At 45.3% G+C, this 10,215-nt stretch carries 11 protein-coding genes; 10 read left to right on the forward strand and 1 reads right to left on the reverse strand.

Annotated features, from left to right (window positions below):
* Positions 1–311: 311 nt before the first annotated feature.
* The 8 genes from AALA56_RS08955 to AALA56_RS08990 all read left to right on the forward strand — a co-directional run bounded on the left by AALA56_RS08955 (position 312) and on the right by AALA56_RS08990 (position 5,907).
* Positions 312–881, forward strand: a complete 570-nt coding sequence (locus tag AALA56_RS08955) for a LysM peptidoglycan-binding domain-containing protein (protein ID WP_369909719.1) — start codon at positions 312–314, stop codon at positions 879–881.
* A 410-nt stretch (positions 882–1,291) separates the two neighbouring features.
* Complete coding sequence (locus AALA56_RS08960) at positions 1,292–1,528, forward strand: GlsB/YeaQ/YmgE family stress response membrane protein (protein WP_164682534.1); 237 nt, start codon at positions 1,292–1,294, stop codon at positions 1,526–1,528.
* A gap of 35 nt (positions 1,529–1,563) precedes the next feature.
* Complete coding sequence (locus AALA56_RS08965) at positions 1,564–2,004, forward strand: ASCH domain-containing protein (RefSeq protein ID WP_369909720.1); 441 nt, start codon at positions 1,564–1,566, stop codon at positions 2,002–2,004.
* The gene (locus AALA56_RS08970) at positions 2,001–2,984 is read left to right on the forward strand and encodes a Gfo/Idh/MocA family protein (protein WP_369909710.1); all 984 of its coding nucleotides are present in this window, start codon (positions 2,001–2,003) and stop codon (positions 2,982–2,984) included. Before AALA56_RS08965 ends, AALA56_RS08970 begins: the two co-directional genes overlap by 4 nt.
* Before the next feature lie 51 nt (positions 2,985–3,035).
* The gene (gene glmU / locus AALA56_RS08975; protein WP_369909711.1) at positions 3,036–4,415 is read left to right on the forward strand and encodes a bifunctional UDP-N-acetylglucosamine diphosphorylase/glucosamine-1-phosphate N-acetyltransferase GlmU; all 1,380 of its coding nucleotides are present in this window, start codon (positions 3,036–3,038) and stop codon (positions 4,413–4,415) included.
* 8 nt (positions 4,416–4,423) lie between these two features.
* Positions 4,424–4,978 carry an NUDIX hydrolase gene (locus tag AALA56_RS08980; protein WP_369909713.1) on the forward strand — a complete coding sequence of 185 codons (555 nt, stop codon included), beginning with the start codon at positions 4,424–4,426 and terminating at the stop codon, positions 4,976–4,978.
* A complete protein-coding gene (gene macP / locus AALA56_RS08985; RefSeq protein ID WP_369909714.1) occupies positions 4,978–5,211 on the forward strand; it encodes a cell wall synthase accessory phosphoprotein MacP in 234 nt (77 codons plus the stop codon). The genes AALA56_RS08980 and macP overlap by 1 nt, the downstream gene beginning before the upstream one ends.
* Before the next feature lie 6 nt (positions 5,212–5,217).
* Positions 5,218–5,907, forward strand: coding sequence for a 5'-methylthioadenosine/adenosylhomocysteine nucleosidase (locus tag AALA56_RS08990; RefSeq protein WP_369909715.1), 690 nt, complete (start codon positions 5,218–5,220; stop codon positions 5,905–5,907).
* 38 nt (positions 5,908–5,945) lie between these two features.
* On the opposite strand, the gene AALA56_RS08995 is transcribed toward AALA56_RS08990, so the two are convergent.
* Entirely contained in the window at positions 5,946–6,749 is an 804-nt protein-coding gene (locus AALA56_RS08995; protein ID WP_369909716.1) for a peptidylprolyl isomerase, read from the reverse strand.
* A 161-nt stretch (positions 6,750–6,910) separates the two neighbouring features.
* On the opposite strand from AALA56_RS08995, the gene AALA56_RS09000 reads away from it, so the two are divergent.
* The gene (locus AALA56_RS09000; RefSeq protein WP_369909717.1) at positions 6,911–9,274 is read left to right on the forward strand and encodes a DNA translocase FtsK; all 2,364 of its coding nucleotides are present in this window, start codon (positions 6,911–6,913) and stop codon (positions 9,272–9,274) included.
* Between the two features lie 84 nt (positions 9,275–9,358).
* On the forward strand, positions 9,359–10,117 hold the full coding sequence (tpiA, locus tag AALA56_RS09005) for a triose-phosphate isomerase (protein WP_369909718.1): 759 nt from the start codon (positions 9,359–9,361) through the stop codon (positions 10,115–10,117).
* The last annotated feature ends 98 nt before the right edge of the window (positions 10,118–10,215 follow it).

Genomic DNA, 10,215 nt, shown 5'->3' on the forward strand with positions numbered 1-10,215 from the left:
TGTGGTGATTACAATTATATCTCTCTGAGGTGTTTTTTCATACTTTTAAGTGGCTAACTTCATTTTAGAACTTTTAGAAATAAAACAATATTTAAAAATGGGAAAAAGATGTATTTTTTAAGGTTTGTTTAAAGTTTCGTCTGTAAAAGTCAATCTCTTTGTTAATAATGTTACACAAAGCCAATACGTTTGTCACCTTAAGCGTGTATGATAGATAACGTTGTTGATTGAGTCAACAAGTAATGCACTTACTTATTTGAGGTAAGTAGAGTAATATCATATTCTTAAGGAGAAGATACATGACAAACAAAATGAAATTACAATTATTGACGGTTGCAGGTGTGCTTGGTTTGGCTACAGCGGGTGTTGCAGCAAGCGCAGACAGCTACACTGTTCAATCTGGAGATACATTGTCAGCTATCGCAGCTAACCACAACACAACTGTGGATAAATTGGTTAGCCTAAACAACATTGCAAACAGCCACCTTATCTATGCTGGTCAAGTATTAGAGCTTGACGAAGCAAATGCTGTGGCAACTACAGCAACTGCAACAGAAGCGACAACAACAGCCTCAGCAGCAACTACTGCTGATACATCAAGCTACCAATCAAGCGTTGTCTTGTCAAACGGCAATACAGCTGGTAGTGTCGGTGCTTACGCTGCAGCTCAAGTAGCTGCAGCAACTGGTACAAGCGCAAGCACATGGGAATACATCATCGCTAAAGAATCAAACGGTAACGTCAATGCCTACAACCCATCAGGTGCGTCTGGTCTTTTCCAAACAATGCCAATCTGGGGTGACACATCAACTGTTGACGCACAAATCCAAGCCGCTATCCGTGCTTACCAATCATCAGGTTTTGGTGCGTGGGGCTTGTAATAGCCTAAAAGAAGTTGGGAAAAATCTCAACTTCTTTTTTTGTATAGATTTATGTACGAGACGCAGTGGTTTGGAGAAACTCTAGTGACTTTAGTCGCTTTAGAGTTTCCCATGCACAATTGATTAGGCACTTTGGTGCCAATCAATCCCTGCTAGTGGGCTCTAATACGTTGATAAATCAACTTTTAGAAGCCTTTTTGACATCAAGTTTCACTTGACTTTATTTCCAACCTCAAAAGGTTTTGTTAACCTTTTGAGCTATGCGGAGGTGGAACGACAAAATCGCATTTCTGCGAAATGACCAATTTTTATTCCACTCTCTTTTTAGTGTTTTAAACTTGGTCAAGTTTTGTCAAAGTCTTTTAATCATGCTATAATCAGACTAGTACACAGGAAAAAGGAGAATATCTATGATTTGGTCACTAATAGTCGGTGCATTTATCGGATGGCTAGCGAGTCTTGTGACAGGTAAAGACCGCTCAATGGGCTGTATCTGGAATACCGTGGCAGGATTACTGGGTGCCTTTGTCGGACAACGTCTGTTTGGGGCTTGGGGAACGCACTTAGCTGGTATGGCTGTCTTTCCCTCCATACTCGGTGCCATTATCGTTATCGCCGTTGCTTCCCTCTTTTTCGGAGATAATTGAGGAAAGAGGTGGTAAGCATGGTAAAAGCAGAAATCATGTGGCAAGATTTTCTTGCTACTCGTCCTGACATCACTCAAGACATGGATGCTTGGGCTTTTGGTGTGGAGGCAGATACGCTAGCGGACTTGGTCTTAAAAGGCGTCAAAACAGCGACCGCTTCCGCCTATGATCTGTACGAGCTGGACAAGGAAGCTCTGCCACAAGAGGGGACTTATGATGTCGTTTTGGATAGCAAGGATGAGGCGGTTTGTATCATTGAAATCACAAAAGTCAGTCTAGTGCCTTTTTCTCAAGTGTCAGCCCAGCATGCTTACAAGGAGGGTGAAGGCGATAGAAGCCTTGCCTACTGGCAAAAAGTGCATGAAACAATTTTCAGTAAGTGGTTTGAAGAGTGCGGCTTGACCTTTAGTCATGATAGTGTCATTGTCCTAGAAGAGTTTGCAGTGGTTTATCCTAAGAAAGAGGACGCAAAATGAAGTTAGCCTTGTTAGGGACGGGAAAAATCGTTGAGGAAGTCTTGCCTGTTTTAGAAAGAGTTACTGGCATTGAGCTGCTAGGGATTTTGTCCACACCACGTAGCCTAAAAAAAGCGAAGGAGCTAGCCCAGCGCTACGCTATGACGATAGCGACGAGTAACTATGAGGACTTGTTAAAGAGCGACGCTATTGATACGATTTACATCGGGACACCCAATAACACCCACTACGACTATGCCAAGAAAGCTCTGCTTGCTGGCAAAAATGTCATCTGTGAAAAGCCTTTTACGCTAAAAAAAGCAGACCTAGAAGATCTGGTTGCTATCGCTAAAAAAGAAAAGGTCTTTTTGCTAGAAGCCATTACCAACCAATACCTGCCAAACTTTGATGTTATCAAAGAAGAGTTGGCACACATCGGTGAGCTCAAGATTGTAGAGTGCAACTACTCGCAATACTCCTCACGCTATGACGCCTTTAAGCGTGGTGATATTGCGCCAGCCTTTGACCCCAAGATGGGTGGAGGGGCGCTCTATGACCTCAATATCTACAATATCCACCTTGTGGTGGGGCTCTTTGGCAAGCCAAAGTCTGTGACTTATCTGGCAAATAAAGAGCGTGGCGTGGATACCTCGGGGATTTTGGTCATGGACTTTGGTGCCTTTAAGTGCGTTTGTATCGCCGCCAAAGACTGTGCTGCTGAGGTGCGCTCGACTATTCAGGGCAATAAAGGCTCTATCGCTATATTAGGTCCGACAAATAGTCTGCCAACTGTCCAAGTGACTTTGAATGGAGAAAAGGCTCAAGTCATTGATGTCAATGCTGGCAAACACCGCATGCAGGGTGAGTTTGAAGCGTTTGAGCGTATCTTAGCTACTAAAGATACCAAGGCAGCCCAAAAAGCGCTAGAGCATAGCCTAGATGTGATGGATGTGTTAGAGCGTGCGGCTCAATCCACAGACCAGACTAGGTCTCATGTGTGATTTTATGCTATAATAGTAGCAGTTTATTTATAGAAATGAAGGATTGGTATTATGTCGAATTATGCAATTATTTTAGCTGCGGGTAAGGGTACTCGTATGAAGTCAGATTTGCCTAAGGTCATGCACAAGGTTGCTGGTATCACCATGCTCGAGCATGTTTTTCGCAGTGTTCAGGCGATTAACCCTAAAAAGACTGTGACCGTTATAGGACACAAGGCAGAGCTTGTGCGTCAAGTGCTAGGGGATGCGACGAGCTTTGTTCTCCAAGAGGAGCAACTTGGCACTGGGCATGCGGTCATGATGGCAGAAAAAGAGCTTTCTAACCTAGACGGACAGACCTTGGTTATCGCTGGCGACACGCCTTTGATTACTGGTGAGAGCTTGAAGAGCTTGATTGATTACCATGTCAATCACAAAAATATCGCAACTATCCTCACTGCGGACGCTAAAAATCCTTTTGGGTACGGGCGTATCATCCGTAACTCAGACGAGGAAGTGACCAAGATTGTCGAAGAAAAAGACGCCACAGACTTTGAAAAGCAAGCCACTGAAATCAACACAGGCACTTACGTCTTTGACAATAAACGCCTCTTTGAAGCCCTCAAAAATATCAATACCAACAACGCCCAAGGTGAGTATTATTTGACAGACGTTATCGGTATCTTTAAAGCAGCTGGTGAAAAGGTCGGTGCTTATAAGTTGCGTGATTTCAACGAAAGTCTAGGTGTCAATGACCGTGCAGCCTTGTCTGTTGCTGAAGAGGTCATGAGAGAGCGTATCAACCGCAAGCACATGCTAAATGGTGTCACCTTTACCAATCCTAAAGCGACTTACATTGACATTGACGTGGAGATTGGCGCAGACGCCCTCATCGAAGCTAATGTCACCCTCAAAGGGCACACTAAGATTGGTGAGGAGGTCACACTCACCAACGGCACAGCTATTATCGACTCAACTGTCGGAGCTAAAAGTGTCATTACCAGCTCAACCATTGAGCACTCTACGCTAGCTGATAGCGTAACGGTGGGTCCTTACGCTCATATCAGACCAGACTCTACTCTTGAGGCAGACGTCCACATCGGAAACTTTGTCGAGGTCAAGGGCTCTTATATCGGTGCGGACACCAAAGCAGGGCACCTCACTTATATCGGCAACGCTCAAGTAGGCAGCAAGGTCAACTTTGGTGCAGGCACTATCACGGTCAACTACGACGGTAAGTCTAAGTACAAGACCGTTATCGGGGACAATGTCTTTGTCGGCAGCAACTCAACCTTGATTGCCCCTGTGACGATTGGGGACAATGCGCTGACAGCTGCGGGCTCTAGTATCGTTGAGGATGTGCCAGCAGATAGTATCGCTATTGGACGAGCACGTCAAGTCAACAAAGAAGGCTACGCTAAAAACAAACCCCACCATCCATCTCAAAAGTGAGGTAAGCTATGGACTTTGAAGAAAAAACACTGAAGCGCACAGAGATTTTTGACGGTCAGATTTTTAAGGTTTGCCTAGATGAGGTCGAGCTGCCAAATAATCTTGGCACCTCAAAGCGTGAGTTGGTCTTTCACAAGGGTGCTGTCGCTGTTCTAGCTGTGACGGATGAAGCTAAGATTATCCTTGTCAAACAATACCGCAAGGCTATTGAGAGCGTATCCTACGAGATTCCAGCTGGAAAGCTCGAAGAGGGCGAAGCAGGTTTTGAGCAAGAAGCGGCGAGCCGTGAACTCGAGGAGGAGACAGGCTACCAAGGTCAGCTCACGCCCCTTTATACCTTTTACACGGCTATTGGTTTTTCAAATGAAAAAATCACGTTCTATCTAGCGGACAAGCTCAAAAAAGTGGACAATCCTCGCCCGCAAGATGAGGATGAGGTCATTGAGCTGTTTGAGCTTAGCTATGAGGAGTGCATGGAGCTGGTTGCGTCTGGGCAGATCTGTGACGCCAAGACTCTGATTGCTCTACAATATTATGCGCTGAATTACGGAGGTGATGCCTAGTGGGAAAGCCCCTTCTTACAGATGACATCATTGAAAAAGCAAAGCGTGGCGAGCTGCGTGATGAGGACTTGTATGATGAGGACTTTCAGTCTGATGATGGTGTCCCTCATATCTACAAGAGCCGAAGAATCGAGCAGGAGAAGCGCAAAGCCTTTAGACGAAAGTTAAATGTGATACTAGGGATTGTGCTACTCTTGATTGCTGCCCTAGTCTACGCTGTTTTTTATTTGTGAGGTAAGATGAAGATTGGAATTATTGCTGCCATGGAGCAGGAATTGCACCTATTGGTAGATAGATTAGAAGAGACAAAGACAACGACTCGCTTAGGAAATACCTACTACAGCGGAAAGCTAGGCAAGCATGATGTGGTGCTAGTGCAGTCTGGTGTCGGCAAGGTCATGTCAGCCATGAGTGTGGCGGTTTTGGTGGATGACTTTGAAGTTGAGGCTGTTATCAATACAGGCTCTGCAGGTGCGGTGGCAGAGGGCATTGGCATTGGTGATGTTGTTGTTGCTAGTCGCTTGGTTTACCATGATGTGGACTTGACTGTCTTTGGCTACGCTTACGGGCAAATGTCCATGCAGCCGCTCTATTTTGAGTCAGATGAGCGCTTTGTAGCGATCTTTGAGGAGACGCTAAGAGAGCAGAAAGTCGCAAGCCATATCGGTTTAATCGCAACGGGAGATAGCTTTATCGCTGGTCAGGACAAGATTGACCGCATTAAAACAGCTTTTCCAGAGGTCCTAGCCGTTGAGATGGAGGGAGCTGCTATTGCGCAAGCTGCGCACGCTACAAACTGCCCCTTCATCGTTATCAGAGCCATGAGCGACACCGCAAGCCACGATGCCAACATCACCTTTGATGAGTTCATCATAGAAGCTGGCAAGCGCTCCGCCCAAACGCTAATTGCCTTTTTGGAGAAATTATAAACAAAAAACGGCAAAAGCCGTTTTTTATTTATCTGCCTTTAATCAAACTGATAATCTTTGACGATTTTGATGGATTTGATGGTGACGTCGGTTTTGGGTTTATTGCTGTCGTCTGTTTCGACTTGGGCGATTTTATCTACAACGTCCATGCCACTGATGACTTGTCCAAAGACAGTGTATTGCCCGTCAAGGTCAGGGTTTCCGCCTTTTTTGTAGGCGTCAATAATCGCTTTTGGATACTTGCTGGTGCTTAGAGAACTAGCGTTGTCGGTGTTGTTTTGATTGATGTAGAACTGGCTACCGTTGGTGTCCTCGCCTTTATTTGCCATAGAAAGGCTACCACGGATGTTGTAGAGATAAGGGCTAATCTCATTTTTAAAGCCATTGCCAGAGTCAATGCTCTTGTCTTTGCCTTTCCAGATGGACTTGCCACCGCTGCCGTCCCCATTTGGGTCACCGGATTGGACGATGAAGTTGTTGATAACACGGTGGAAAGTCAGATTGTCATAGTAGCCTTCTTTGGCGTGCGTGAGGAAGTTTTCCACAGCGAGCGGAGCATATTTTGGAAAGAGCTTGATGGTGATGTCTCCTAGCGACGTTGTCATGATGACTTCGGCTTCGTCTTTTGCGACGGTATCGGTCAATTGTGGAAAAGCAGAAGCCTTGGCTTTAAGCGCTTTTTGCAATTCTTTTTGGGCTTTTTCTTCAGCCGCTTGGCTGGAGCTTGCAGCGATTTTTTGATCCACGTAATCATCTCCTTTCAAGGCACGCTCAACACTTTCACAACCTGCTAGAGTGAGCAGAGCAACTAGCAGTAAGGATAGGACTCCCCATTTTTTCATAAACGTTATTTCCTCCAAGAGACTTTTTCTTAATTGTAACACAGAAGGCAGGATTTCTCTATGAAAATCCTATTAAAGCCTTCTTTTTTGCCATTTTTCTAAGTGTCCAAAATATGGTATAATAAAAGTTACGATTATTTAGATTAACGTAGGAAGGTTATATGGCAAAAGCAAGAAAGTCTGGAAAAAAAGGGCGCAAAACACGGCGCCCAACAAAGGCAGAGCAGGAAAAGCAAAAAGCATTTCGGCGAATGTTGATAGCATTTGGGACAGCTTTTGTCCTCTTTTTTGCGATTATTCGCTTGGGAGCTTTTGGAGTCACGGTGTATAATGTCATCCGATTTGCGGTGGGGAGTCTTGCTTATCTGGTGATGTTTGCTGTCTTGGTTTACCTATTTGCCTTTCGCTGGGTCAAAAAGCACGAGGGCATTGTCAGCGGTTTTGTGGTGCTGATGATAGGGCTTTTAATTGAATGGCAGGCGTATTTATTTGCACTTCCAGCCAATCGTGGTAAGGATGTCTTTGTTCAAACCGCACAGCTCTTGACTAGTGACCTCCTAGCGTTTAAGGTGACGCATTTCGTTGGTGGTGGCATGCTTGGGGCGCTTATCTATAAGCCGACTGCCTTTCTCTTCTCCAATGTCGGCTCCTTTATGATTGGAGCTCTGTTTATCCTTCTAGGCGCTTTTTTGATGGGACCTTGGGATGTTTATGATGTGGTGGACTTTGCGCAGGCTAGCTACCAAAAATTGGCACAAAAGCACGAAGCAAACAAGCAAAAACGCTTTGTCAAAAAAGAAGAAAAGGCTGCCAAGAAAGAGGAAGAAAAACGCTTAAAAGAAGAAAAAGCAGCGCAGGAAGCTGAAAAACGCCTCAGTGAATTGAACGTAGACCCTGAGACAGGCGAGATTTTGGTAGATAGCAGCGAAAAAGAGGAAACGCCACAGGTTTTCCCAGAAATTCTAGACCATCAAGAGCTAGAGGGATCTGTGGACGAGCGTGAAAAGGCTTCTAGTGACGAAGAGGTCGTCTATGATATGGACGACTTGGAGGATGAGGAGACACTCACTGTTGACTTTAGTCCTAAGACCTTGCTCCAGTATAAGCTGCCGACCATCGACCTCTTTGTACCGGACAAGCCTAAAAACCAATCCAAGGAAAAAAATATCGTCCGCAAGAACATCGCTGTCTTAGAGGATACTTTCAAGAGTTTTGGAATTGATGTCAAGGTTGAGCGTGCTGAGATTGGTCCATCTGTGACCAAGTACGAGGTCAAGCCTGCCGTTGGTGTTCGGGTCAATCGTATCTCAAACCTAGCAGACGACCTTGCTCTGGCTCTTGCAGCCAAGGACGTCCGCATAGAAGCTCCTATCCCTGGCAAGTCCTTGGTCGGTATTGAAGTGCCAAACTCTGAAATTGCCACCGTTTCTTTTCGTGAATTGTGGGAGCAGGCAAAGACCAATCCCAACCACCTCCTAGAAGTGCCGCTTGGTAAGGCGGTCAATGGCACAGCTCGTAGTTTTGATTTGGCGAAAATGCCCCATCTTCTCGTTGCCGGCTCAACGGGTTCTGGGAAATCCGTGGCGGTTAATGGCATGATTGCCAGTATCTTGATGAAAGCTCGTCCTGATCAGGTCAAGTTTTTGATGATTGACCCCAAGATGGTGGAGCTGTCGGTCTACAATGATATTCCGCACCTTTTGATTCCTGTCGTTACCAATCCTAGAAAAGCCAGCCGAGCACTGCAGAAGGTTGTCGATGAGATGGAGAAGCGCTATGAGCTCTTTAGCCACTTTGGTGTGCGTAACATCGCTGGCTACAATGCCAAGGTTGAAGCCTTTAACCAGCAGTCCGAGCAAAAGCACATCCCGCTTCCGCTCATTGTTGTTATCGTTGATGAGTTGGCAGATTTGATGATGGTGGCTAGTAAGGAAGTCGAAGACGCTATTATCCGCTTAGGGCAAAAGGCACGTGCTGCAGGAATTCACATGATTTTAGCGACGCAGCGTCCGTCTGTGGATGTTATCTCTGGGCTCATCAAGGCAAATGTTCCTTCTCGTGTCGCCTTTGCGGTTTCTAGCGGGACAGACAGCCGTACTATTTTAGATGAGAATGGCGCTGAAAAGCTCCTTGGTCGAGGCGATATGCTCTTTAAGCCTATTGATGAAAATCACCCTGTGCGCTTGCAAGGTTCTTTCATCTCTGATGACGATGTGGAGCGGATTGTCAGCTTTATCAAAGACCAAGCAGAAGCCGACTACGACGAGAGTTTTGATCCAGGTGAAGTGTCTGAGCAAGATTTTGCCTCTGGGCAAAAAGGTACATCTGACGGTGATGGCTTGTTTGAGGAGGCAAAAGCCCTTGTCATAGAAAGCCAAAAAGCGAGTGCTTCGATGTTGCAGCGTAGACTCTCTGTCGGTTTCCCACGGGCAACACGCCTCATGGAAGAATTAGAAGCAGCTGGCGTCATTGGTCCAGCCGAAGGGACTAAACCACGCAAAGTTCTGATAAACAAGGAAGAATAGCAAGAAAAAAGCGACTATTTCTTTAAATTGTCGCTGAAATGTGATAAAATAAACAAGTAAATAAAAAAAGAAGAGGTATGTGAAATGTCACGTAAACCATTTATCGCTGGTAACTGGAAAATGAACAAAAACCCACAAGAAGCAAAAGCTTTTGTGGAAGCTGTTGTTGGTAAATTGCCATCAGCTGAACTTGTAGAAGCAGGAATCGCTGCACCAGCTGTTGACTTGTCAACTGTTCTTGAAGCTGCTAAAGGTTCAAATCTTAAAATCGCTGCTCAAAACGCTTATTTTGAAAATGCAGGTGCCTTCACAGGTGAAACAAGCCCACAAGTGCTTAAAGAAATGGGAACTGACTACGTGGTTATCGGTCACTCAGAACGTCGTGACTACTTCCATGAAACAGACGAAGACATCAACAAAAAAGCAAAAGCTATCTTTGCAAACGGTATGACTCCAATCATCTGCTGTGGTGAGTCTCTTGAAACTTATGAAGCTGGTAAAGCAGCTGAGTTCGTAGGTAGCCAAGTATCAGCAGCTCTTGCAGGATTGAGCGCTGAACAAGTCGCTGCTACAGTTATCGCATACGAGCCAATCTGGGCTATCGGTACTGGTAAATCAGCGACTCAAGACGACGCTCAAAAAATGTGTAAAACAGTTCGTGACGTTGTCGCTAAAGACTTCGGTCAAGACGTTGCTGACAAAGTACGTATCCAATACGGTGGTTCTGTAAAACCTGAAAACGTTGCAGCTTACATGGCTTGCCCAGACGTTGACGGTGCTTTGGTTGGTGGAGCTTCTCTTGAAGCAGAAAGCTTCCTTGCTCTTCTTGACTTCGCCAAATAATACATCAAAAAACACTTGAGTAATGAACAGCTCCCTGTCAAGTAGACAGTGAAATAATAAAATGATTAAGCAACCTGATTCCTGAATTCAAAAGGAGT

It is taken from the genome of Streptococcus hyointestinalis (genome assembly GCF_041225505.1).
GTDB classification, from domain to species: Bacteria; Bacillota; Bacilli; order Lactobacillales; family Streptococcaceae; genus Streptococcus; species Streptococcus hyointestinalis_B.

Excerpts from the sequence above, each read along its gene's own strand:
- tpiA (WP_369909718.1), top strand. The coding sequence starts at position 9,359 with ATGTCACGTAAACCATTTATCGCTGGTAACTGGAAAATGAACAAAAAC.
- AALA56_RS09000 (WP_369909717.1), top strand. The coding sequence starts at position 6,911 with ATGGCAAAAGCAAGAAAGTCTGGAAAAAAAGGGCGCAAAACACGGCGC.
- glmU (WP_369909711.1), top strand. The coding sequence starts at position 3,036 with ATGTCGAATTATGCAATTATTTTAGCTGCGGGTAAGGGTACTCGTATG.
- AALA56_RS08965 (WP_369909720.1), top strand. The coding sequence starts at position 1,564 with ATGTGGCAAGATTTTCTTGCTACTCGTCCTGACATCACTCAAGACATG.
- AALA56_RS08955 (WP_369909719.1), top strand. The coding sequence starts at position 312 with ATGAAATTACAATTATTGACGGTTGCAGGTGTGCTTGGTTTGGCTACA.
- AALA56_RS08970 (WP_369909710.1), top strand. The coding sequence starts at position 2,001 with ATGAAGTTAGCCTTGTTAGGGACGGGAAAAATCGTTGAGGAAGTCTTG.
- AALA56_RS08990 (WP_369909715.1), top strand. The coding sequence starts at position 5,218 with ATGAAGATTGGAATTATTGCTGCCATGGAGCAGGAATTGCACCTATTG.
- AALA56_RS08980 (WP_369909713.1), top strand. The coding sequence starts at position 4,424 with ATGGACTTTGAAGAAAAAACACTGAAGCGCACAGAGATTTTTGACGGT.
- AALA56_RS08960 (WP_164682534.1), top strand. The coding sequence starts at position 1,292 with ATGATTTGGTCACTAATAGTCGGTGCATTTATCGGATGGCTAGCGAGT.
- AALA56_RS08995 (WP_369909716.1), bottom strand. The coding sequence starts at position 6,749 with ATGAAAAAATGGGGAGTCCTATCCTTACTGCTAGTTGCTCTGCTCACT.